General features: G+C 69.2%; 18 protein-coding genes and 1 pseudogene. 6 read left to right on the plus strand and 13 right to left on the minus strand.

Annotated elements, in window-relative coordinates; translation table 11 throughout:
• Positions 1 to 31: 31 nt before the first annotated feature.
• The 9 genes from AC6I9V_RS00660 to AC6I9V_RS00700 all read right to left on the minus strand — a co-directional run bounded on the left by AC6I9V_RS00660 (position 32) and on the right by AC6I9V_RS00700 (position 10,874).
• Positions 32 to 700, minus strand: a complete 669-nt coding sequence (locus tag AC6I9V_RS00660; protein ID WP_146337651.1) for a lysophospholipid acyltransferase family protein — start codon at positions 698 to 700, stop codon at positions 32 to 34.
• Positions 687 to 1,424, minus strand: coding sequence for an HAD hydrolase-like protein (locus AC6I9V_RS00665; RefSeq protein ID WP_497897966.1), 738 nt, complete (start codon positions 1,422 to 1,424; stop codon positions 687 to 689). The genes AC6I9V_RS00660 and AC6I9V_RS00665 overlap by 14 nt, the downstream gene beginning before the upstream one ends.
• Positions 1,425 to 1,514: 90 nt before the next feature.
• Entirely contained in the window at positions 1,515 to 4,403 is a 2,889-nt protein-coding gene (gene uvrA, locus AC6I9V_RS00670) for an excinuclease ABC subunit UvrA (protein ID WP_497900216.1), read from the minus strand.
• Positions 4,404 to 4,541: 138 nt separating this feature from the next.
• Complete coding sequence (locus tag AC6I9V_RS00675) at positions 4,542 to 4,934, minus strand: GntR family transcriptional regulator (RefSeq protein ID WP_349414216.1); 393 nt, start codon at positions 4,932 to 4,934, stop codon at positions 4,542 to 4,544.
• A complete protein-coding gene (locus AC6I9V_RS00680) occupies positions 4,931 to 6,691 on the minus strand; it encodes an ABC transporter ATP-binding protein (protein ID WP_497900217.1) in 1,761 nt (586 codons plus the stop codon). The genes AC6I9V_RS00675 and AC6I9V_RS00680 overlap by 4 nt, the downstream gene beginning before the upstream one ends.
• An 89-nt stretch (positions 6,692 to 6,780) precedes the next feature.
• A complete protein-coding gene (locus AC6I9V_RS00685; RefSeq protein WP_497897967.1) occupies positions 6,781 to 8,544 on the minus strand; it encodes an ABC transporter ATP-binding protein in 1,764 nt (587 codons plus the stop codon).
• Positions 8,545 to 8,730: 186 nt separating this feature from the next.
• Positions 8,731 to 9,510 (minus strand): trans-aconitate 2-methyltransferase, encoded by a 780-nt coding sequence (locus AC6I9V_RS00690; protein ID WP_497897968.1) that lies wholly within the window; start codon positions 9,508 to 9,510, stop codon positions 8,731 to 8,733.
• Between the two features lie 89 nt (positions 9,511 to 9,599).
• Positions 9,600 to 10,232 (minus strand): alpha/beta hydrolase, encoded by a 633-nt coding sequence (locus AC6I9V_RS00695; protein ID WP_497897969.1) that lies wholly within the window; start codon positions 10,230 to 10,232, stop codon positions 9,600 to 9,602.
• The gene (locus AC6I9V_RS00700; protein WP_497897970.1) at positions 10,233 to 10,874 is read right to left on the minus strand and encodes an NADPH-dependent F420 reductase; all 642 of its coding nucleotides are present in this window, start codon (positions 10,872 to 10,874) and stop codon (positions 10,233 to 10,235) included.
• Positions 10,875 to 11,056: 182 nt separating this feature from the next.
• On the opposite strand from AC6I9V_RS00700, the gene AC6I9V_RS00705 reads away from it, so the two are divergent.
• From AC6I9V_RS00705 to AC6I9V_RS00715, 3 genes are all read left to right on the plus strand, one after another.
• Positions 11,057 to 13,603: a DEAD/DEAH box helicase gene (locus AC6I9V_RS00705; RefSeq protein ID WP_497897971.1), complete on the plus strand. Its 2,547-nt coding sequence runs from the start codon at positions 11,057 to 11,059 to the stop codon at positions 13,601 to 13,603.
• Positions 13,604 to 13,623: 20 nt separating this feature from the next.
• Positions 13,624 to 14,124, plus strand: coding sequence for a GNAT family N-acetyltransferase (locus AC6I9V_RS00710; RefSeq protein WP_497897972.1), 501 nt, complete (start codon positions 13,624 to 13,626; stop codon positions 14,122 to 14,124).
• An 85-nt stretch (positions 14,125 to 14,209) separates the two neighbouring features.
• Positions 14,210 to 15,475: an alpha/beta fold hydrolase gene (locus tag AC6I9V_RS00715; RefSeq protein WP_497900218.1), complete on the plus strand. Its 1,266-nt coding sequence runs from the start codon at positions 14,210 to 14,212 to the stop codon at positions 15,473 to 15,475.
• 51 nt (positions 15,476 to 15,526) lie between these two features.
• Here AC6I9V_RS00715 and AC6I9V_RS00720 read toward each other — a convergent pair whose 3' ends face one another.
• The 4 genes from AC6I9V_RS00720 to coaE all read right to left on the minus strand — a co-directional run bounded on the left by AC6I9V_RS00720 (position 15,527) and on the right by coaE (position 21,528).
• Positions 15,527 to 16,885 (minus strand): MFS transporter, encoded by a 1,359-nt coding sequence (locus tag AC6I9V_RS00720; RefSeq protein WP_497897973.1) that lies wholly within the window; start codon positions 16,883 to 16,885, stop codon positions 15,527 to 15,529.
• Positions 16,886 to 16,958: 73 nt separating this feature from the next.
• Positions 16,959 to 17,987 carry a TerC family protein gene (locus AC6I9V_RS00725; RefSeq protein WP_349411616.1) on the minus strand — a complete coding sequence of 343 codons (1,029 nt, stop codon included), beginning with the start codon at positions 17,985 to 17,987 and terminating at the stop codon, positions 16,959 to 16,961.
• A 180-nt stretch (positions 17,988 to 18,167) separates the two neighbouring features.
• Positions 18,168 to 20,249 (minus strand): excinuclease ABC subunit UvrB, encoded by a 2,082-nt coding sequence (gene uvrB / locus AC6I9V_RS00730; RefSeq protein WP_349411617.1) that lies wholly within the window; start codon positions 20,247 to 20,249, stop codon positions 18,168 to 18,170.
• A 40-nt stretch (positions 20,250 to 20,289) separates the two neighbouring features.
• Complete coding sequence (gene coaE, locus AC6I9V_RS00735; RefSeq protein WP_349411618.1) at positions 20,290 to 21,528, minus strand: dephospho-CoA kinase; 1,239 nt, start codon at positions 21,526 to 21,528, stop codon at positions 20,290 to 20,292.
• Positions 21,529 to 21,550: 22 nt separating this feature from the next.
• Between coaE and AC6I9V_RS00740 the strand changes: the two genes are divergently transcribed.
• The 3 genes and pseudogenes from AC6I9V_RS00740 (at position 21,551) to AC6I9V_RS00750 (ending at position 23,691) form a co-directional block, all read left to right on the plus strand.
• Positions 21,551 to 22,252 (plus strand): IMPACT family protein, encoded by a 702-nt coding sequence (locus AC6I9V_RS00740; RefSeq protein WP_349411619.1) that lies wholly within the window; start codon positions 21,551 to 21,553, stop codon positions 22,250 to 22,252.
• The gene (locus AC6I9V_RS00745) at positions 22,236 to 22,772 is read left to right on the plus strand and encodes a GNAT family N-acetyltransferase (protein ID WP_349411620.1); all 537 of its coding nucleotides are present in this window, start codon (positions 22,236 to 22,238) and stop codon (positions 22,770 to 22,772) included. Before AC6I9V_RS00740 ends, AC6I9V_RS00745 begins: the two co-directional genes overlap by 17 nt.
• Positions 22,773 to 23,227: 455 nt before the next feature.
• Positions 23,228 to 23,691: pseudogene (locus tag AC6I9V_RS00750) on the plus strand (DUF1810 domain-containing protein).
• The last annotated feature ends 201 nt before the right edge of the window (positions 23,692 to 23,892 follow it).

Genomic DNA, 23,892 nt, shown 5'->3' on the forward strand with positions numbered 1-23,892 from the left:
CCCGGGCGTGGCCCGGCTCCGGATGCGCTGATCAGTCGACGCTCTTGCTCTGGTTGTAGGTGGTGGCCCGCTGCTGCCCGCTCAGTTCCGCGATCGCATCCATAATGCGGTCCGTAACCTGGCGCCGCGCCGGGAGGGAGTGGTCCGGCCCGGTCTTGTCGAAGTAGAGCGGCTCGCCCACCTTCATGGTGAAGTGCTGCGGCTTGACCTTGTTGCTGTCCGCAGGCTGCAGGTTCTCGGTGCCGATCAGGCCGACCGGGATCACCGGCGCGCCGGTGGTGAGGGCGAGCCAGCCGACGCCGGTGCGGCCGCGGTAGAGGATGCCGTCGCGGGAGCGGGTGCCCTCCGGGTAGATGCCGACGCCCTTGCCGGCGTCGAGGATGTCCAGGAGGGTCTTCAGGGCCTGGACGCTGGCTGCCTGTTCGCCGCGTTCCACCGGGATGGAGCCCACGGCCTCGAAGAAGGACTTCATCATCCGGCCCTTGGCGCCGCCCGTGGTGAAGTATTCCGCTTTGGCGAAGAACGCCACCGGCCGCGGCATCAGGGCCTGCACGATCACGCTGTCCAGGAAGGAGAGATGGTTCGGCGCCACGATGAAGGGGCCCTCCTTGGGCACATTCTCGAGGCCGATCACAGTGGGACGGCAGGTCGAGGAAATGAGCCCGCGGGTGGTCCAGCGGATCGCGTCAAACATTGCCAATGGTGTGCACCTCATTCAGGGCTTCGGTCCCCGGGCATTCGGAGAGTCTGGTGATCGTGGCGTGGAGCGCCAGCGTGGTGTGGACGACCTCGACGGCGCCGGCCGCGTGCAGTTCGCCGTCGGGCGCAAAACCCCAGCCTACGCCGATGCAGGCGAGTCCGTTGGCAGCCGCCCCGGCGACGTCCTGGTACCGGTCCCCCACCATCACGGCGCGCCGGGCGTCGTCGCCGTACCGGGCGGTGAGGTCAGCCAGCGCCGCGGCCACAATGGACGCCTTCCCGGACTGGGTGCCGGGCGCAGCCGTCTCGTCGGCGGCAGAGCCGCGGATGGTGTGGAACAGTCCGGCGATCCCGTGCTGCTCGAGGACGGTGCGGGCGATGCCTTCGGGCTTCTGGGTGGCGACGGCGACGGGCCGGCCGGCCCCCACCAGGGCCTCAAGCAGCGCCCGGATTCCCGGGTAGAGCCTGCTCCGGGCGATGCCTGTGGCCAGGTAGTGCCGGCGGTAGATGCGGATGGCGTCGTCGAGTTGTTCGGGCGGGACCCCGGCGATCTCCCGCAGGGAATGGCCCAGTTTCGGCCCGATCATGGCGTCCAGCCGGTCCTTGGCCGGAACCGGCAGGCCGAGTTCGGTCAGGGCTGCCGCGATCCCGTCCGTGATCCCCCCGGCCGGATCGACAAGAGTGCCGTCGAGGTCAAAGATCACAGGCACGGTTGTAGGCGTCACCGGAGTAGTTTCTCACGCCGGCGCGGATGGCAGAAACTTTCATGCCCCGTCAGGAATAGATCAGGGAATGCGTCCGCCATCCGCTCCGCGTCAGCCCAGGATGTCGGCGAGGAACGCTGCGGTGTGGCTGTCCTTGGACTTCGCCACCTGCTCCGGCGTGCCCGAGGCGACGATCCGGCCGCCGCCGGAACCGCCGTCGGGCCCGAGGTCCACGATCCAGTCGGCGCTCTTGATGACGTCGAGGTTGTGCTCGATCGTGATCACGGTGTTGCCCTTTTCGACCAGGCCCTGCAGGACCATGAGCAGCTTGCGGATGTCCTCGAAGTGCAGGCCGGTGGTCGGCTCGTCGAGGACGTAGACGCTGCGGCCGTTGGAGCGCTTCTGCAGCTCCGCGGCCAGTTTCACGCGCTGGGCCTCGCCGCCGGAGAGCGTGGTGGCGGGCTGGCCCAGCCGCACGTAGCCGAGGCCGACGTCGACGAGCGTCTTGAGGTGCCGGGCGATCGGCGAGAAGGCGGCGAAGAACTCGGCGCCCTCCTCGATCGGCATGTTCAGCACGTCGGCGATGGTCTTGCCCTTGTAGTGCACCTCGAGCGTTTCGCGGTTGTACCGGGCGCCGTGGCAGACCTCGCAGGGCACGTACACGTCCGGCAGGAAGTTCATCTCGATCTTCAGCGTGCCGTCGCCGGAGCAGGCCTCGCAGCGGCCGCCCTTGACGTTGAAGGAGAAGCGGCCGGGCATGTAGCCGCGAACCTTCGCCTCGGTGGTCTCGGCGAAGAGTTTGCGGATGTGGTCGAACACGCCCGTGTAGGTGGCGGGGTTGGAGCGCGGGGTGCGGCCGATGGGGCTCTGGTCCACGTGCACCACCTTGTCCAGGTGTTCGAGGCCCTGCACGGCCTTGTGCCGCCCGGCGACCTGCTTGGCGCCGTTGAGCTTGGTGGCGAGCACCTTGTAGAGGATCTCGTTGACCAGGGTGGACTTGCCGGAGCCGCTCACGCCGGTCACGGCCGTGAACAGGCCCAGCGGGAAGGCGGCGTCGACGTTGAGCAGGTTGTTTTCCTTGGCGCCGACGACCTTCAGTTCGCGCTTCTTGTCGTATTTGCGCCGCTTCTTCGGCACCTCGATGGACTTCCGTCCGGAGAGGTAGTCCCCGGTCAGGGATTCGGTGTTCTTCAGCAGGTCCTGGTAGGACCCGGAGTGCACCACCTTGCCGCCGTGCTCGCCGGCGCCGGGTCCGATGTCCACCACCCAGTCCGCCTCGTGGATGGTGTCCTCGTCGTGCTCGACCACGATCAGGGTGTTGCCGAGGTCCCTGAGCCGGGTGAGGGTTTCAATCAGGCGCCGGTTGTCGCGCTGGTGCAGGCCGATCGAGGGCTCATCGAGGACGTAGAGCACACCGACGAGGCCGGAGCCGATCTGGGTGGCCAGGCGGATGCGCTGCGCCTCCCCGCCGGACAGGGTGCCGGAGGGCCGTTCCAGGTTCAGGTATTCCAGGCCGACGTCGAGCAGGAAGGTCAGCCGCGCCTGGATTTCCTTGAGCACCTGGTGGGCGATCTGCGCCTCGCGGCCGGTGAGGACCAGGCTGTCCAGGAAGTGCGCGCACTCGCGCATCGGCAGCGCGGCGACCTCGGCAATGGACTTGCCGTTGATCAGGACCGACAGCGACGCCGGGTTCAGCCGGGCGCCGTTGCAGGCCGGGCACGGGACCTGCCGCATGTACTCCTCGTAGCGGTCCCTCGCCGAGTCGGAGTCCGTTTCGGTGTGCTTGCGGTGCACGTACTGGACCACGCCTTCGAAGCCGGTGCTGTATTTGCGTTCCCGGCCGAAGCGGTTGCGGTACTGCACCACCACCTTGTGGTCCTTGCCGTGCAGCACGGTCTGCCGTGCCTCGGCGGAGAGCTTCTCCCACGGAGTGGTCATCTTGAAGCCGAGTTCCTTGGCCAGGCCGCCGAGGAGCCGGTTCCAGTATTCGGTGGTGGCGGTGCCGAGCGACCAGGGTGCGATGGCGCCTTCGGCGAGGGAGAGCTCGGGGTTGGGGATGAGGAGTTCCTCGTCGACCTCGAGTTTGGTGCCGATGCCGCTGCACGCGGAACAGGCGCCGAACGGGTTGTTGAAGGAGAACGAGCGGGGTTCGATCTCGTCGATCGCGAGGGGGTGCTCGTTGGGGCAGGCGAGGTGCTCGGAGAAGGCCCGGATCCGTTCCGGGTCGTCCGCCTCGAGGTCGACGAATTCGGCCAGGACACGGCCCTCGGCCAGGCCCAGGGCGGTCTCCACCGAGTCGGTGAGGCGCTGGCTGATGCCGTCCTTCACGACCAGGCGGTCCACCACCACCTCGATGGTGTGTTTGAACTGCTTGCCCAGCTTGGGCGGCTCGCTCAGTTGGACCAGTTTGTCGTCCACCCGGGCCCGCGAGTAGCCCTTGGCGGTGAGCTCCTTGAACAGTTCGACGAATTCGCCCTTGCGGCCGCGGACCACCGGGGCCAGCACCTGGAACCGGGTGCCCTCGGGCAGTTCGAGCAACTGGTCGACGATTTGCTGCGGCGTCTGCTTGGTGACGGGTTCGCCGCAGACCGGGCAGTGCGGGCGCCCTACCCGGGCCCAGAGCAGGCGCATGTAGTCGTAGATCTCGGTGATCGTGCCCACGGTGGAGCGCGGGTTCTTGCTGGTGGACTTCTGGTCGATCGACACGGCGGGCGAGAGGCCCTCGATGAAATCGACGTCGGGCTTGTCCACCTGGCCAAGGAACTGGCGGGCGTAGGCGGAGAGTGATTCCACGTAGCGCCGCTGCCCCTCGGCAAAGATCGTGTCGAAGGCCAGCGAGGACTTGCCGGAGCCGGAAAGTCCCGTGAAGACGATCATCGCATCGCGGGGCAGGTCGAGATCGACGTTGCGCAGGTTGTGTTCGCGCGCGCCCTTCACCACGAGCCGGGACAGGTCGGGACGGACAATCTCGGCGCCCGACGACGCCGAACGGGAGGACAGGGGGCCGGGCGCTTTTCCGGACTTCACCGGAGCGGCGGCAGGCTGGACTTCGACGGCTGGTTCTTCAGCTACGGCTTTAGGCACGCTTCCAATGCTAATCGAAAACTTCTTCGAATATCCATTCGGGCGGCTGGTGTGCTACTGGCGGTCGTAGGCCGCCGCCAGCAGCTGGACGGCCTCCGCGAAGCTGGCGCCCTGGGCTTTGGCGGCGGCCGCAAATTTCGCGGCGGCGGCGCTGAGTGAGCCCCACGCCTCGTCGCGGGCGCACACGACGGTGCCGTTCCGGCCACGGGTCGCGACGACGCCGGCAGCTTCGAGTTCCTTGTAGGCGCGCGCCACGGTGTGCGGCGCCACGCCGAGGTCGGCGGCCAGGCTGCGGACGGCGGGCAGCCGGGTGCCGGGCGCGAGCGTCCCGTCGTCGGCCCGCTCGATGATGTTCAGCCGGAGCTGTTCGAACAGCGGCACGGAACTGCCGGTGTTGGGTTTCCAGCTGCCGGGAAACCGGGCCAGGCCGGACTCCGCCGGGGTCACAGCTCGGGCTCCAGCACGCCGTCGAATTGTTCGCGGCCGGCGAACTGGGCGCGGTAGAGGCCGGTGTACAGGCCCTCCCCCGCCATCAGTTCCTGGTGGTTCCCTTGTTCTACAATCCGTCCCTGGTCCATGACCAGAATTAGATCAGCGTCGCGGACGGTGGACAAGCGGTGGGCGATCACGAAGCTGGTCCTGCCCTGCCGCAGCCTGGCCATCGCCTGCCGGATCTGCACTTCCGTGCGGCTGTCCACTGAGCTGGTGGCCTCGTCGAGGATCAGGATGCTGCGGCCGGCCAATTGCGCCCTGGCGATCGAGATGAGCTGGCGCTGGCCGCGGCTGAGCGAGTCGCCGTCGTTGCCGAGCATGGTGGCGTAGCCGGCCGGCAGGGCCCGGACAAACTGGTCTACGTGGCTCGCCTGTGCCGCCGCGGTGATGTCCGCGTCGGGGGCGCCCGGCCGCCCGTATTCGATGTTTTCCCGGATGCTCCCGGTGAACAGCCAGGCGTCCTGCATTACGGTGCCGATGGCCGCCCGCAGCCCGTCGCGCGGCAGTTCCGCGATGTCCACGCCGTCCACCGTGATCCGCCCGGCGTCCAGTTCGTAGAAGCGCAGCAGGAGGTTGGCCACGGTGGTTTTGCCGGCGCCGGTGTGGCCCACGATCGCCACTGTCTGGCCCGGTTCAGCGCTGAAGGTGAGGTCCTGCACCACGGGGACGCCCGGGGTGTAGCCGAAGGTGGCGCCCTCGAACGTGACCCGGCCCGCGGGTGCGGCGGCAGGCTCGCCCGCGGCGGCCCGCGCGGCGGCCGCCCGCGCGCCGCCGGCCGCGGCGGCGTCGGCGGGGATTTCCGGTGCATCCAGCAGCGCGAAGACCCGTTCGGCGGAGGCGGCGCAGGACTGCATCAGGGTGAGCATGCCGCCGATCTGGCCCATCGGCTGGCTGAAAAGCCGGCTGAACTGGATAAACGCCTGGACGCCGCCGATCGTCATGGTGCCGGTGGCGACCTGGAGGGCGCCGATCACCGCGACCGCGATGTAGTTGAGGTTGGAGACGAAGATCATCAGCGGCTGCACGACGCCGGACAGGTACTGGGCGCCGGAGGCCGCGCGGAAGAGCCGGTCGTTGCCCTCCCGGAAGGTGGCCGCGGCAGCCTCCTGCCGGCCGAACGCCTTGATTACCTCATGCCCGGTGAAGAACTCCTCCAGGTGTGAGTGCAGGTCGCCGGTGCTGGCCCACTGCTCGGTGAAATGCGCCTGCGACTTGCGGGCCACGAGCACGGTGATCACGGTGGAGACCGGGACCGAGGCGAGGGCGACGAGGGCCAGCAGCGGGGACAGCCAGAACATCATGGCCAGGGCGCCGGAGAGCATCAGGACCGACATGATGAGCTGGTTGAGCAGCTGGTTCAACGCCTGCGAGACGTTGTCGACGTCGTTGGTGGCACGACTGAGCACGTCGCCGCGGTGCTGGTCGTCGAAATGGCTCGAGGGGAGCAGGTGGAGCTTGTGTTCCACGGAGGCGCGGAGTCCGTAGCTGAGCCGCTGCACCGCCGTCGCGGTCAGTGCGCCCTGGATCCAGCTGAACAGCGAGGCGCCGAGGTACATGAGTGCCACAGCGAGCAGCAGCCGTCCGAGTTTCGACTCGTCAAAGGCGCCGCGCACCACACTTTCCACCACGACGTCGGTGGCGTCACCGAGGTATTTGGGCGCGGCCACGTTCAGCGCGGCGAAGCCGCAGGTCGCGGCGATGACGCCGGCCATCCGGAGGCGCACCGGGCGCAGCAGCCCCAGCAGCCTTCCGGCGGCCCGCCATTTGGCGGCGGCCCCGGCGGGAGCGGGGAACGCGGCGCTCACGCGGTTTCCTCCAGGACCAGCTGGGAGGCCGCGATTTCCTGGTAGGTCGGCGACGTCGCCATCAGCTCCTTGTGGGTGCCCTGCGCCACCAGCCGGCCGTCCTCCAACACCAGGATCAGCCCCGCGTCCACGATCGTGGAAACGCGTTCGGCCACGACCAGCACCGTGGCGCTCCGCAGCAGCAGTTCCAGGGCGGCCCGGAGCCTCTCGTCGGTGCCGTAGTCGAGGGCGGAGAAGCTGTCGTCGAAGACGTAGATGGGGGCGGGCCGGAGCAGGGCCCGGGCGATGCACAGGCGCTGGCGCTGGCCGCCGGAGAAGTTGGTGCCGCCCTGGCTGACCGGGGCGTCGAGTCCGCCCGCCAGGTCACGGACAAAGTCCGCGGCCTGGGCGGTTTCCAGTGCCCGCCACAGGTCCTCGTCGCCGGCCTCCGGCCGGCCCATCCGCAGGTTGTCCGCGAGAGTGCCGGAGAACAGGTAGGAGTGCTGGGGCACCATGGCAATCCGGCCGCGCAGCGACGCCAGCGGCAGCGCGCGGGTTTCGCGGCCGCCGATGCTGATGGTTCCTTCGGTCGGGTCGATGAAACGCGGCAGCAGGTTCAGCAGTGTGCTCTTGCCGCTCCCGGTGGCGCCGACGATCGCCGTGGTGGTGCCGGGGCGCGCGGTGAATGTGACCCCGGCCAGGACCGGCGCTTCGGCCCCGGGGTAGGCGAAGGCCACGTCGCGGAATTCCACGGTGCCTTGCGGCACGGGCCCGTCCGGCGCTGCTCCATCCGGGCCCCCGGACCCAGGCCCGGCGGTCGGGCCGTCGATGGACGGCTCGGTGTCCAGGACCGCCTGGATCCGCTCGGCGCAGGCCGCCGCCCGCGGAGCCGTGGTGAAAACGTACATCGCCATCATGATGGCGATCAGGATCTGCAGGATGTACGCGATGAACGCGGTCAGGGCCCCGAGCCGCATCTCGCCGGACTGGATCCGGTGGCCGCCGAACCAGACCACCGCGACCGAGGACAGGTTCACCACCACCATGATCAACGGATTCATCCGGGCCACCAGCAGCGCGGAGTCGAGATTGTTGCGGGTGAGGTCCTTGTTGGCGGCGTCGAAGCGGTGGATCTCGTGGTCCTGCCGGACGAATCCGCGGATGACGTTGGCGCCGATGATCTGTTCGCGGAGGACCCGGCTGATTCGGTCGATGAGTGTCTGGCCCTGCCGGTAGAGCGGAATCAGGCGGCGGACGATCAGGAACATGATCACGGCGAGGACCGGGATGACGGCCACAACAATCCCTGTCAGGGCAAGGTCCTGGTGCAGGGCGAGGGCGATGCCGCCGATGAAGCTGGCCGGCGCCGCGACGAGCATGGTGAAGGCGAGGACCGTGAGGTTCTGGATCTGGGTGACGTCGTTGGTGGCCCGGGTGACGAGGCTGGGGGCCCCGAACACCCCGACCTCCTGCGACGAGAGCGTCTGGACCTTGGCAAACAGCTCCTCGCGCAGTTCCCTGCCCACGCGCATGGCGACCACCGCGCCAATGTAGCCGGCTGCGATCGCTGCGCCCACCTGGAGCGCCGCGACGCCGGCCATCGCGCCGCCCAGCCGCAGGATCACGGGCGTGTTGCCGGCGACGATGCCATCGTCGATGATGGCCGCGTTCAGGGTGGGAAGCATCAGGTTCGCCGTGGTCTGCACAAGTTGCAGGCAGATGATGGCCAGGACGGTCATCCTGTGGGCGGCGAGCAGCCGCCCGATCAGGTTAAAGAGCACCGAACCTCCATCATCAGAACAGGGCTCGGATCCGGAAATGACGGCGGCCGCCCCCAGACCGCTGTGTCATTGTATGCCCACTACACACCAGTTGTTGTCACACGGCGTGTCACATCCGTCAAAACGGCAGGATCCCGGGGAACTTCCGGAGTCGCGGCGCCCCGAAGCGGTGCCGGCGGCGGGGGTTTAGCCACGCTTTTGGGCAACGGCGAAGATCCGCCGGAACGGGAACACCGTTCCATGCGGGCCGGGCGGATAGGCCGCGCGGAGCGCCCGCGCGTACTCCGATTCGAACCTCGCGGCCTCCGCGGGCGTGAGCGCGGCCAGCACCGGGCGCAGCCCGGTCCCCCGCACCCAGTCGAGCACCGGGTCGGTTCCCGGCAGGAGCTGCAGGTAGGTCGTCTCCCAGGCATCGGCGTCGCAGCCGGCGTCGAGCATCAGTTCAAGGTAGTCGGCGGGCCCGGCCACCACGTCCTCGTGGCGCAGCACGCCGGCAAGGCGGGGTGACCATTCGTCCGTGCCGGCCAGGGCGCGCATCAGGGTGTGCGACGGTGCATGGAAGTTGCCCGGCACCTGGAGGGCGAACCAGGCGCCGGGCCGCAGCGCTGCAAGCCAGCGGCGCAGCAGCTCACGGTGCCCGGGGACCCACTGAAGGGCGGCGTTTGTGACGACGACGTCCGTCTCCGGCGCCGGCATCCACCCGGCGATGTCCGCCAGGGCGAAGGTCAGGTTTGCGGTGCCGGCGGAAAAGGCGCCGGACTGCGCGAGCATCTCGGCGGAGGAATCCAGCCCCTCCACCGCCGCCCCGGGCCAGCGTGCGGCCAGGGTGGCGGTGAGGTTGCCCGGCCCGCAGCCGAGGTCGACGACGTGCCGCGGCGCCTCCGCGCGGATACGTGCAGTCAGGTCGAAGAACGGCCTGTCCCGGTAGTCGCCGAACTGTACGTACCTGGCCGGATCCCACTTCACGCATTTCCTCCGTTTCACCCTGGAGCTCCCAGGCGAAGCCTAACCCCGCGGCGCCGGCCGGACGGTGCCGCCGGTGCCGCGGGCGGGGGTCACGCCGCGGCCAGCCCGCGGATCCAGGCATCCAGCTCGGCCAGGGTCTGGCCGGTGATGCCGTGGCCGCCGGGGTCGCGGCGGGAGTGCGCGGCGGCGCCGGATTCGGTCACCAGATACTGCCAGGTGCGCGCCAGCAGCTCCGGCGGAATCACCCGGTCCTGCTCGCCGTGGGCGACGAAGACCGGGACGCCGGCCAGCTGCCCGGCGGTGACGGGTACGCCGGCGTCAAACGGCAGCGTGCCGTACAGGATGGCCGCACCGGCAAATCGTACCGGGTCCGCGAGCAGGAGGCCACCGGCAAAGGCCGCGCCGCCGCTGAAGCCGACCAGCACGACCGGCCGGCCGGCCGGCGCCACCGCGTCGAGCCAGGTCCGGAACCAGGACATGGTGCTGTCGAGCGATTCGGCGACGGGACGGCCGATGCCGCGGTTGGCGAACCAGGCATAGCCTCCGCCCTCGACAATCGGCGCCCGGACAGCGGCGTAGGCCGGGCCGGAAGGCAACCGCTCCGCCAGGCCAAGGATCTCCGTTTCGTTGGAGCCCCGGCCGTGCAGCAGCACCACCAGCGGCGCCGCGGGGTCGGCCGACCCGGCGGTGGCCACTACGGGGTCCGTGAAGGTGGTTTCCATTTAGTTGGTGACCTTCAGCCCGGTGTCCCAGTTGAAGTCGGAGAACTCGGGGTTGGCCTGGAGGGTCATCAGGACGAACTGGAAGCCCTCGAGCTCCCTCGCCCGTTTGAGCGGGCCGACGACGAGCGGGCGCAGCCCGGCGGCCTCGACGAAGCTGCTGACCGCCCCGGTGGCCGCGGCGTCGTCGCCGGCAATAAAGACATCCAGCGGCTGGCCGCCGGACTGGCCCGCAAGCAGGGTTCCGGCGAAGGTCGTGTTGAAGGCCTTGACCACGTGGGCGCCGGCGGGGGCCAGCCGGGCGATTTCCTCGGCGGCGGAGGTGTCCGGACCGACGACCAGGGAGTCGAAGGTCTCGAAGTTCACCGGGTTGGTGATGTCCACGAGGGTCTTTCCGGCCAGGGCCTCGCCGTAGTTGCTGACCACGGACGCGGCGGCGGCGAACGGGACGGCCAGGACGACGATGCCGCCACGCGGCGCGTCGGCGGTGCTGCCGAAGGTGACGCCGGCGCCGAGCTCGGCCGCCAGGGCCTGGGCCTTGGCCGCGTCCTGGCCAAGGATTTCGACGTTCCGGCCGGCGGCCAGGGCGGTGGTCGCGAGGCCGCGGGCCATGTTGCCGTTGCCGATGATGGTGATGTCAGTCATGGGGGTCTTCTTTCCAAAGATGCGGGCCAGGAGGTTTTTCATCAGAGTCTGTTCTGCCGGGTGGTGAATATTTAGTTGAAGCTACAACTAACATACGCCCGGAAAGTTGAAAGGTCAAGCAATGCGCCGGGTTCGCCGGTGACCGCTGCCGGCCGCCCGGCGGCCCACTAAGCTGGAAGGCAATGAAACTCGTAGATCAGCTCCCCGCCCCGGCCGCCCGCGTCCCCGGCAGGACCGGCCTCGACCCGGATGAGCTCTACACCCGGTTTGTCGAGTGGACGGAGGGCCGCGGACTGGCCCTGTACACCGCGCAGGACGAGGCCGTGATGGAGCTCGCGGCTGGCTCCAACGTCATTCTGGCGACGCCGACCGGGTCGGGTAAGTCGCTGGTGGCCATCGCGGCGCACTTCCAGGCCATGGCCCGCGGCGCCCGGAGCTACTACACCGCCCCGATCAAGGCCCTGGTCTCGGAGAAGTTCTTCGCCCTGTGCGAGATTTTCGGGGCCGAAAACGTCGGCATGATCACCGGCGATTCCGGCGTCAACCAGGACGCACCGATCATCTGCTGCACCGCCGAGATCCTGGCGAACGTTGCCCTGCGCGAGGGCCCGGCCGCGGACCTCGGCACGGTGATCATGGACGAGTTCCACTTCTACTCCGACCCGCAGCGCGGCTGGGCCTGGCAGGTGCCGCTGCTGGAGCTGCCGCAGGCCCAGTTCCTGCTGATGTCCGCCACCCTCGGCGACGTCAGCCGGTTCGAGGAGGGCATCAGCGAGCTCACCGGGCGCCCGACGACGACCGTCAGTTCGGCCGAGCGGCCCATCCCGCTGCACTTCTACTACCAGCAGACCCCCGTGCACGAGACGCTCGAGGAACTGCTGTCCACCAAGCAGGTGCCCGTCTACGTGGTCCACTTCAGCCAGCTTGAGGCGATCGACCGGGCCCAGAACCTGATGAGCATCAACGTCTGCACCCGGGAGGAAAAGGACAAGATCGCCGAGCTGATCGCCGGGTTCCGCTTCGCCGCCGGGTTTGGCAAGACCCTGAACCGGCTGGTCCGGCACGGCATCGGCGTGCACCACGCCGGGATGCTGCCCAAGTACCGCCGGCTCGTCGAGCAGCTGGCCCAGGCCGGCCTGCTCAAGGTCATCTGCGGCACCGACACGCTCGGCGTCGGCATCAACGTCCCCATCCGCACCGTGCTGCTGACGGCGCTCAGCAAGTACGACGGCGTCCGCACCCGCCCGCTGAACTCCCGCGAGTTCCACCAGATCGCGGGCCGGGCTGGCCGGGCGGGCTACGACACCGCCGGGACCGTGGTGGTCCAGGCCCCGGAGCACGTGATCGAGAACGTCAAGGCGATGGCCAAGGCGACGGCGAAGTTCGGCGACGACCAGAAGAAGCTGCGCCAGGTGGTCAAGAAGAAGCCGCCGGAGGGCTTTGTCTCCTGGGGCGAGCCGACCTATAAGCGGCTGGTGGAATCCGTCCCGGACCCGCTGGTCTCCAGCTTCACCGTGACGCACGCGATGCTGATGAACCTGATGGAGCGGCCCGGTGACCCGTTCAAGGCCGCGCGCCGGCTGCTGACCGAGAACCACGAGCCCCGCGCCGCGCAGCTGCGGCTGATGAAAAGGGCCCTGGGCATCTACCGCGAACTGCTCGCCGCCGGCGTCGTCGAACGCATCCCGCCCGCGGAGCAGGGCCCGGACGGCCGCAGCGTCCGGCTCACCGTCCACCTGCAGGCGAACTTCGCCCTGAACCAGCCGCTCTCCCCCTTCGCCCTGGCTGCCCTGGAACTGCTGGATCCGGAGTCGCCGTCGTACGCCCTCGACGTCGTCTCGGTGATCGAGTCGACGCTGGAGAAGCCGCGGCAGATCCTCTCCGCCCAGCAGAAGAAGGCCCGCGGGGAAGCGATCGCCGCGATGAAGGCCGACGGCATCGAGTACGACCAGCGGATGGCCATGCTTGAGGAAGTCAGCTACCCGCAGCCGCTCGCGGAGATCCTCGGCGAGGCATTCGAGGTGTACCGCAGGGCTGCCCCGTGGATCGGCGACTTCGAACTCGCCCCCAAGTCCGTGATCCGGGACATGTACGAACGCGCGATGAACTTCGGCGAATTCGTCCAGTTCTACGGCCTGGCCCGGTCCGAGGGGATTGTGCTGCGCTACCTGGCCGACGGCTTCAAGGCACTCCGCCAGACCGTGCCGCAGGATGCGCTGCGTGAGGACCTTGAGGACCTCATCGCGTGGCTCGGCGAGTTGGTCCGCCAGGTCGACTCGAGCCTGCTGGACGAGTGGGAGGAACTTAGCTCCGGTGCCGCCCCGACCCCGCATGATGCCCCGCCGCCCCCGCCGCCGTCGCTGACCTCCAATATCCGCGCCTTCCGGGTCATGGTCCGCAACGAGATGTTCCGGCGGGTGGAGCTGTTCGCCGACGAGGCCGCCGCCGCCCTGGGCGAACTCGACGGCGGCTCCGGCTGGGACGCGGAGCGCTGGGAGGGCGCGCTGGACGACTACTTCGAAGAGCACCAGGACATCGGCACCGGCCCGGATGCCCGCGGGCCCGGGCTCCTGATCATCACCGAGGAGCCGGGCACCTGGAAGGTCCGGCAGATCTTCGACGACCCGGCCGGCAACCACGACTGGGGCATCTCCGCCGAGGTGGACCTGGCCGCCTCCGACGAAACCGGCACCGCCGTCGTGCGCGTGACCGACGTGAACCGCCTGTAGCCGCTAGTAAACTGGCGACCATGAGTGTAATCCGCCCGGCCACGCCCCACGACGTCCCCGCCATCCTGCAGATGATCCACGACCTGGCCATCTACGAGAAGGAACCGGACGCCGTCCGCAACACCCCGGAGATGCTCACGGAGGTGCTGTTCGGCGAGAACCCCCGGGTGTACGCGACCATGGCCGGGAACGAGGCCGGGGACGTGCAGGGCTTCGCGCTGTGGTTCCTGAACTACTCCACCTGGGAGGGCGTGCACGGGATCTACCTCGAGGACCTGTACGTGATGCCGGAGGCCCGCGGGGCCGGGCACGGCAAGGCGCTGCTGCAGCACCTGGCCGCGACCGCCGTCGACCGCGGCTACGCCCGGGTGGAATGGAGCGTGCTCGACTGGAACGAACCCTCGATCGCCTTCTACCGGAACCTTGGCGCCGCACCGATGCACGAATGGTCCACATTCCGGCTCACCGGCGAGGCCCTGGCGGCGTTCGGCGGCGACCGGACGACGGCAGCCCGTGGCTGACACCGCGGCTGACACCGTGGCGACCGAGACGGCCGAGACGGCCCGGGTGCCGCACATCGTCAAAGCCAGGCACGACTACCGCGGCATGCGCACCGCGGAGCACTACTTCGAGGTGCCCCTGGACCACTTCGGCGGAGGCGGGGAATCCATCACGGTCTTCGCCCGGGAGTACGTTTCCGCGGACCACAGCGAGGAGGCCGCCGCGGAACTGCCGTGGCTGCTCTACCTGCAGGGCGGCCCGGGCGGCCGCGGGAACCGTTTCCCGGCCCTGGGCGGCTGGAGCAAGGCCGCGGCAAAGGACTTCCGGATCCTGATGCTGGACCAGCGCGGCACCGGCCTCTCCTCCCCCATCGACCGCCGCACCCTGCCCCTGCGCGGCAGCGAACTGGACCAGGCGCAGTACCTGGAGCACTTCCGGGCCGACTCGATCGTGGCCGACGCCGAAGCGATCCGACAGGCCCTCGGGGCCGGGCCCTGGACCATCTACGGGCAGAGCTACGGCGGCTTTTGCGCCCTGAGCTACCTGTCCTTCGCCCCCGAGGGCCTGCGCGAGGCCCTGATCACCGGGGGCCTGCCGCCCCTGGCCGGCCCCGCCGACCGGGTCTACCAGGCCACGTTCGCGCGGGTGGCGGCCCGCAACGCCGAATACTTCGGCTGGTATCCGCAGGACCGGGAGCAGGTCAACCGGATCGCCCGGCATCTGCGCGAGGCGGAGGAACTCCTGCCCGACGGCAGCCGGCTCACCGTCGAACGGTTCCAGATGGTGGGCTCGTACCTCGGCGGCAACACCCGCGTGGACGGGCTGCACCACCTGCTTGAGGACGCGTTTGTCAGCACGCCCGATGGCGAACGCCTCTCCGACGCGTTCCTGGAGCAGGTCCGCGGCCTCGTCTCGCGCGCCGCAAATCCGCTGTACGCGCTGATGCACGAATCGATTTACGGCCAGGGCGAGGCCACGGACTGGGCGGCGCTCCGGGTGCTCCAGGACTTCCCGGAGTTCCGCCCGGACAACGCCGCTCCCCTGCTGACCGGCGAGATGGTGTACCCGTGGTACTTCGAACAGGACCCGGCGCTGCGCCCCCTCCGCGCCGTGGCCCAGCTGCTGGCAGAGAAGGACGACTGGAAGCCGCTCTACGACCCCGAACGGCTCGCACTGAACACCGTTCCGGTGGCGGCGGCCGTGTACAGCGACGATATTTACGTGGACCGGGACCTCTCGCTGGAAACTGCCGCTGCCGTGCGCGGCCTGCAGGTGTGGGAAACGGATGAGTTCCACCACGACGGCATCGCGGACGACGGCGATGCCATCTTCGGCCGGCTGCTCGGCATGGCGCGCGCCGCCCGGGGCTGACCGGCCCGGGGTTCCCGACTTCGGGCCCGTAGCCGGCGGCCGGGTGCGCCCTTAGCCGGCGGCCGGCTCCGGGCTGCGGCGTGACCGGACGGCCGCCGGCAGCGCGACGCCGAATACGGCGGCCGCCACGGCGGCCGCAAGCAGGTTCAGCCCCTGGTAGCCGATCCCGCTCATCACCAGGCCGGCGAAGCCGGATCCCACGGCCCCGGCCACGCCCATCAGGGTGTCGGACACGCCCTGGACCAGGACCCGGTCCCCGGCAGCGACGCTCTCCGCGAGCAGCGTCGAGCCGGCGATGGTGGCCGCGGACCAGCCAAGTCCCAGCAGCACCAGCCCGGTCGTGACCAGCGCCGGCTGCCCCTGGCCGAAGCCGGCGACGCAGACGGCCAGCAGGATCAGCCCGTGGCCCAGCAGGATCACCGGCAGTCGGCCGACCCGGTCGGTGAGCCAGCCCATCACGGGTGAGAGGGCGTACATCCCGGCGATGTGCAGCGAAATCGTGAAGCCGATCAGCACAAACACGTCAGTGCTGGCGGCGTGCGCGTGCCCGGCGGAGTGCCCGGCCAGCGGGCCCTCGGTGAGCAGCTGCAGGTGCAGCGGCGTCATGGACATCACGGCGGCCATGCAGCCGTGCGCGGCGACGACGGCGAGCAGCGCCAGCCGGGCCCGGGGTGCTGCCCGGACCGCGCGCAGGCCGTTCCGCAGCGCGTGCCTTCCCCGGGTTCCCGTGGTCCCTTTCGCGGGTTCCTCGGCTGCGCCGCGGAGCCGTGCGGCCAGCAGCAGCGGATCGGGGCGGAGCCCGATCAGCAGCAGCAGCGCGGCGAGGGCCAGTCCCGCCGTGGAGAACACGAAGGGCCCGGAGATCGGCGGGAGGCCCAGTGCCTGCCCCACGAGTGCACCGGGCTGGATCAGGTTGGGCCCGGCGACGGCCCCGACCGTCACGGCCCAGACCACGATCGCGAGCGAGCGTCCGCGGTGCTCCGGGTCGGCGAGGTCGACGGCGGCGAAGCGTGCCTGCAGGTTGGCCGCCGTGCCGAGGCCCAGCAGGGCGGCGCCCAGCAGCAGGACCGGGAAGGCGCCGGTCACGGTGGCCAGGATGACCAGCAGGGCGCCGGTCATTGCGGCGAGCAGCCCGGTGACCAGGGCAGCCCGGCGCCCGCGCCGGCCGGCCAGCCCGGCCAGCGGCAGTGCCGTCAGCGCTGCCGCCAGCGTCATGGTGGTGGTGACCGAACCGGCCCAGGCGTTGGAGCCGGCGAGCTGGACGGCCAGCAGCGAGCCGACGGACAGGCTGGCCCCGTTGCCCACCCCGCTGAGGAGCTGGGCGGCGCTGAGCACAACAACGGTACGGCGCTGCACCCGTTGCGGGTGCAGCGCCGTACCGGCCGCTGTTGCGGCATCAAAGATTTTCACGCTCCGAGCTTAGCCGGTGGCCGGGCCGCGGGGTGGCCGGTGCGGGGCTGCCGCTGCCGGACCGGGCCGCCGGCTACTCGGCGTCGGTGAGGCTCTTGCGGGAGTCCTCTTCGAGCCGGGCGTCCAGCTTCGCCTTGGAGGCCTTGGAGCTGACCAGGCTCGCGACGACCGCGATGATGATGGTGCCGATGATCACGCCGAGTGAGACGTAGGTGGGGATCTCCGGGGCCCATTCGATGTGCTTGCCGCCGTTGATGAAGGGCAGTTCGTTGACGTGCATGGCGTGCAGCACCAGCTTGACGCCGATGAACGCGAGGATGACGGAGAGCGCGTGCTTGAGGTAGATCAGCCGGTTCATCAGGCCGCCGAGCAGGAAGTACAGCTGGCGCAGGCCCATCAGCGCGAAAATGTTCGCTGTGAAGACGATGAACGCGCTCTGCGTCAGGCCGAAGATCGCGGGAATGGAGTCTACCGCGAAGAGCAGGTCGGTCATGCCGATGGTCACGAAGACGATCAGCATGGGGGTGAAGACCTTCTTGCCGTCGACCTCGGTGCGGAGCTTGCCGCCGTCGAACTTCTCCGACATCGGCAGGATCTTACGGATCCGGGCGATCAGCGGGTTTTCCTTGTCTTCCTCGTCCTCGCCCTCGTCCTGGGCCTGCTTCCAGGCGGTCCAGAGCAGGAACGCGCCGAAGATGTAGAAGACCCAGCTGAACTGTTCGATCACGATCGCGCCGAGCAGGATGAAGATGCCGCGCAGCACCAGGGCGATGATGATGCCCACCATCAGCACTTCCTGCTGGTACTTACGGGGTACCGAGAAGCGGGCCATGATGATGATGAAAACGAACAGGTTGTCGATGCTGAGGCTGTACTCCGTCACCCAGCCGGCGAGGAACTGGCCGCCGTATTCCGGGCCGGTGAACATGAACATGGCACCGGCGAAGACGAGCGCCAGCGCGATGTAGAAGGAGACCCAGAGGCCGGCTTCCTTCATCGAGGGCTCATGCGGCCGCTTCAGCACCAGCAGCAGGTCGATGGCGAGGATGATGCCGAGAACGACGAAGGAGCCGATCTCGAACCAGAGGGGAAGTTCGGGCACGTAGATACCTTTCGCAGGGTACAACTAAGCGGTGTAAGTCTCTCCGGCCAAGCCGCCGCTCCCCGGGCCATAAACCTCGGGTGCTGCTTCGGTGCCCGCTACGCCCGGCATGGCATCTGTGCCCTGCGTGTTGACGATCGTAGCGCTTGGGATACTCCCCTACGTTGGATCTACTTTACCTTAGGCGTGCCCGGCCGACTGCATCTGCCGCAGTTCCTTCTTGAGCTCGCCGACCTCGTCGCGGAGCCGGGCCGCCAGCTCGAACTGCAGTTCGCCGGCGGCGGCGTGCATCTGCTCGGTTAGTTGCTCGATCAGGCCAACGAGGTCCTCGGCCGGTGCCGCGGCGAGGCCGTCGGCCCGGACCTTGGAGCCGCCCTTGCCCTTCCCGCGGGTCTTGCCGGCGCTGGCCAGCAGCTCGCGGGTGTCGGCGTCTTCCTTGGCGAGCTGGTCGGTGATGTCCGCGATTTTCTTTCGCAGCGGCTGGGGGTCGATCCCCTTCTCCGTGTTGTAGGCCACCTGGATGGCGCGGCGCCGGTTCGTTTCGTCGATGGCATGGGCCATCGAGTCGGTGATTTTGTCCGCGTACATGTGCACCTGGCCGGACACGTTTCGGGCGGCACGGCCGATCGTCTGGATCAGCGAGGTCGAGGAGCGCAGGAAGCCTTCCTTGTCCGCGTCCAGGATGCTCACGAGGGACACCTCCGGCAGGTCGAGGCCTTCGCGGAGCAGGTTGATGCCGACCAGCACGTCGAAGACGCCCATCCGCAGTTCGCGGAGCAGTTCCACACGGCGCAGGGTGTCGACGTCGGAGTGCAGGTATTCGACCTTCACGCCGTGCCCCAGCAGGTAGTCGGTGAGGTCTTCGGCCATCCGCTTGGTCAGCGTGGTGACGAGGACACGCTCGTTCTTCGCGGTGCGCGTGCGGATTTCGCCCAGCAGGTCATCGATCTGGCCCTTGGTGGGCTTGACGATCACCTCGGGGTCGATCAGGCCGGTGGGCCGGATGATCTGCTGCACAAAGCCGTCGGCCTTGCCGAGCTCGAACTTGCCGGGGGTCGCGGACAGGTAGACGGTCTGGCCCACGCGCTCCTGGAATTCGTCCCACTTGAGCGGGCGGTTGTCCATCGCCGAGGGCAGCCGGAAGCCGTGGTCCACGAGGTTCCGCTTGCGGGACATGTCGCCCTCATACATGGCGCCAATCTGCGGCACGGTGACGTGGGATTCGTCGATCACCAGCAGGAAGTCGTCCGGGAAGTAGTCGATCAGGCAGTGCGGGGCGGTCCCCCGGGCGCGGCCGTCGATGTGCGAGGAGTAGTTCTCGATGCCGTTGCAGAATCCCATCTGCTGCATCATTTCCAGGTCGTAGGTGGTGCGCATCCGCAGCCGCTGCGCCTCCACGAGTTTATTCTGGCTCTCCAGGACCTTGAGGCGGTCGGCCAGCTCGTCCTCGATCCGCTTGATCGCGCGGGCCATCCGCTCCGGGCCCGCCACGTAGTGCGAGGCCGGGAAGACGTACATTTCGTTCTCTTCCCGGAGCACCTCGCCGGTCAACGGGTGCAGGGTGTAGATGTTCTCAATCTCGTCGCCGAAGAACTCGATCCGGATGGCGAGTTCCTCGTACATCGGAATGATTTCCACGGTGTCGCCGCGGACCCGGAACGTGCCGCGGTGGAAGTCCATGTCGTTGCGGGCGTACTGCATGGAGACGAACTTCCGGAGCAGGTCGTCGCGGTTCATTTCGGCGCCCTTGCGCAGCGTCACCATGCCGGCGATGTATTCCTCCGGCGTGCCGAGGCCGTAGATGCAGGAGACGGTGGCCACCACAATCACGTCGCGCCTGGTCAGCAGCGCGTTGGTGGCGGAATGCCGGAGCCGTTCGACCTCCTCGTTGACCGAGGAGTCCTTCTCGATGAAGGTGTCCGTCTGGGCAACGTAGGCCTCCGGCTGGTAGTAGTCGTAGTAGGAGACGAAGTATTCCACCGCGTTGTTGGGCAGCAGCTCACGGAATTCGTTGGCGAGCTGGGCGGCGAGCGTCTTGTTCTGCACCATCACCAGGGTGGGCCGCTGGACCTGCTCGATCAGCCACGCCGTCGTCGCGCTCTTACCGGTGCCGGTGGCACCGAGCAGCACCACGTCCTTCTCGCCGTTCTTGATGCGCTCGGTCAGTTCCGCGATCGCGGCCGGCTGGTCTCCCGCGGGCTGGAACTCGCTGATGACCTCGAAGGGCGCCACAACACGGTTGATTTCCTGGGCAAGGCTCATGTACCTAATCTACCGCCGCCCTCCGACAGCGTGCCCGGATTCAGCTTTGGGCGGTACCCGGGTCCCCGGCGGCGTACGACGGCGGCAGCCAGCCGGTGCGGCGGGCCCAGTCCTCCATCCGCGGAGCGGCGTAGTGCGTGAACCAGTCCTCCTTGTCCGCGGCGTAGCCGGCGGTGGACTTGTCCACGCCGTGCCGCCGGGCCGCACGCCGCTTTTCCGCGACGTAGTCCGCGCGGGCGGCCGCGTCGTCGCGCAGCCAGTCCCGGAAGCACAGCGCATAACGCCAGCCCGGCGAGCCGGCGGCCCGGACGTGGAGGTTGACGGGCCGGCCGGGGTCCGCGTTGCCGTGCACCCGTTTGTCCCAGGCTGACGGGTCGGGGTGTGCCGGCTTGGGGTTGTCAGCCCCGATGCCCGGCCAGCGCGGGAACCCCGCCGCGGCCAGCAGGGGCTCAAGACGGTCCGCCGTCGCCAGGTCCGGGACGGTGAGCTGGAGGTCCAGCACGTCCTTCGCATCCAGCCCCGGGACGGCCGTGGACCCGATGTGGTCCACGGCCAGGATGTCCTCCGGCGCCACCGCCCGCAGCCGGCCGATCAGCCGGGAGGCCTGCGCCGGCCAGTCCGGGTTGGCGGGGCTGAGCACGGGACCGCCGGTGCGCGCGGCCATCCGGCCGCGGGCCAGGTTCTCCGCGAAAGGCTCCAGCCGGTGCCGCCACAGCCGGTCCACCGCGTCGCGCAGTTCGTCCTTGGTCCCGGAATTGTCCAGCACGACGTCGGCGGCCGCCAGCCGGTCCTCCCGCGTGGCTTGGGCCGCCATCCGGGAGCGGGCGTCCTCGACGGTCATTTTCCGGTGCTCCACCATCCGCCGCACCCGGACATCATCCGGGGCGTCCACCACCAGCACAAGGTGGAAGTTGGCGCCCTGTCCTGTCTCGACCAGGAGGGGGATGTCCTGGACCAGGACGGCGCCTTTCGGGGCGGCGGCCGCGAGGGCGGCGGCACGCTCCCGGACGAGGGGGTGGATGATGCCGTTCAGCACGGCGAGGCGCTCTGGGTCGCCGAAGACGAGGGCACCCAGGCGCGGGCGGTCGAGGGCCCCATCCGGACCCAGGACGGAGGCGCTGAAGGCGTCCACCACCCGGGCCAGTCCGGGCGTGCCCGGCTCCACCACTTCGCGGGCCAGCGCGTCGGCGTCGACCAGTACCGCGCCGAGCTCGCGCAGCCGCGAGGCGACCACTGACTTCCCTGAGGCGATGCCGCCCGTCAAACCGATCTTCAGCACCCCACCAGACTAAACTGAAGCGGTGCCAGATGACGCGGTTTCTCCCAGGGGCGGGGCCACGGCGTACACCACTCTGGCGGCCGGCGACGGGTTCCGGCACGAGCTGGAGATCAAACGCTCCCGGTTCATCACCGTGCTCCGGCGCACCGCCGACGAGGAGGGCGCCCGTGCACTGCTCGGGTCGTTGCGCCGGGAGTTCCACGACGCCCGCCACCACTGCTCGGCCTTTGTGCTCGGCCCGGACCGCTCGGTGCAGCGTTCCAGCGACGACGGCGAACCTTCCGGCACGGCCGGGCTCCCGATGCTGGAGGCGCTGCTGAAGCGCGAAACCGCGCCCGGTGTGGCGGACCTCAGCGACGTGACCGCCGTCGTGGTCCGGTATTTCGGCGGGATCCTGCTGGGTGCGGGAGGCCTGGTCCGGGCCTACTCCGAGTCCGTGTCCTCAGCGCTGGCGCTGGCGCCGCTGGTGCACCGGCAGCGGCTGCGGATCTGCGGCGTGCCGGTGCCGCATGCCGCCGCGGGCAGGCTCGAGAACGACCTGCGCGCGGCGGGCTATGTGATGGCCGGCGCCCGCTATGATGCGCAGACGACGGTTCTTCGGCTGGCGCTCCCGGACGAACCGGCGTCTCTGTCGCAGGCCGCCGACCGCCTCGCGGCGCTCTCGGCCGGAAGCGCCGCCCTGGTGCCCGGAGAAACGGAGTGGATCGATGTCGCCATCAGCTGAGCAGGTGCCCGTGGTGGCGCTGGTGGACGTGACGGATCCGGTGCTGGAGCGCCTGCTGGCGGTCGCCCTGCACGACGCGGACGCGGACGAGGTCACCCCGCCGCTGGGGACCGCCGCGGGCTGGAATACGGAGCGGATCAGCTGGTTCCGGGCCTATCACCACGCCGCGGCGGCCGGCATCGACGGCCCGGCACGGCAGAAGTCCTGGGCCATAACCGCCGACGGCGAACTGGCCGGTTCCATCCGGCTGGCCCGGGTCCCCGCCACCGGCGCGGGACCGTTCACGCGCGACGGCGGGGCGCTGGAGACCGGCATCTGGCTTGGCCGGAGCTTCCGGGGCCGCGGCATCGGCACGGAGGCGTTGCGCCTGGTCAAGGCGGCGGCCGCGGCAGCCGGGGCGGACCTGCTGGAGGCGGAAACGACGGCCGGCAACACCGCCGCGCAGGCCCTGCTCCGATCGTTGGGCGCGGAACTCGCCGCCGACGGCCAACGGGTCAAAGCACGTTTCACCCTGGGCTAGACCGGGGCACGGTTAGGGCGGGGTGCCAGCAGCCCTCCCCCGGCCGATGGACATGCCCATCTCCCGGCTCAGGGAATGAGCATGATGGCACTATGTCCACCGTCCGGGCCCAGGAATGGACATGCCCGTCCGTGGTCCTTGCACCCCGTCGGGCATGCCCTCTGCCTACCCCAAGCAACGTTCATGCCCATCTCCCGGCTCAGGGAATGAGCATAATGGCACTATGTCCAAGGTCCGGGCCCAGGAATGGACATGCCCGTTCGTGGTCCTTGCACCCCGTCGGGCATGCCCTTTGCCTGTCCCAAGCAATGGACATGCCCGTCCGTGGACGTTGCACCCCGCCGAGCCTTGGCGAGTACGCTAGGGCCGGCACGGTGCGGAAGTGTCGCCGGGGTGCTCTGCGTGCTTGGATGAGGGGAGGCCGCACTCCCGATCCGCGGAACGGCGGGACAGATATGATCGGCCGGACGAGGAGAGGTGACGTGGACGACCCCTTCAAGCTCGTGCGTTTCGAGGAAGCCCAGGACGCCGCGGGCACCTATCAGCGGGCACTCTCGGAGCTGCGCGCCGGCGACAAGCGAAGCCACTGGATGTGGTTCATCTTCCCGCAGGTTGCTGGCCTCGGCCTGAGTCCGACCTCGCGGAAGTATGCCCTTTCTTCCTGGACGAAGCGCGGGCCCACCTCAGCCACCCGCTGTTGGGCGCCCGCCTCCGTGAGTGTTGCCTGGCCGTCCTCGCCGTCGAGGATCGGAGCGCGGAGCAGATCCTCGGCGGCATCGACGCACGCAAGCTGCATTCGTCGTCGACCCTGTTCCTTCGGGCGGCACCGGAGGATCCGGTGTTCCGGCAGATCCTCGACAAGTATTTCGGCGGGATCCCCGATGGGGCCACGGACCGGCTCCTGGGTGTGGCCACCTAAAAGCGCCGCAAGCCGCCCGTGGCGACTCCCCCGCCGCGATTCCCAGCCCCGTACCGGACACAGGTCGCTTATGGACATGTCCAACGCACGCCGCGTGCAGTGGACATATACGGGTTATGTCCACTGCACGGGCCCGGGAAGGGGCATGTCCGTCGCGGAACGTCGGCAAGTCACGCACAGGCGCGCACAGTCGCCCGCACA

The sequence above is a fragment of the Arthrobacter sp. SlRoot2-15 genome, from assembly GCF_059739345.1.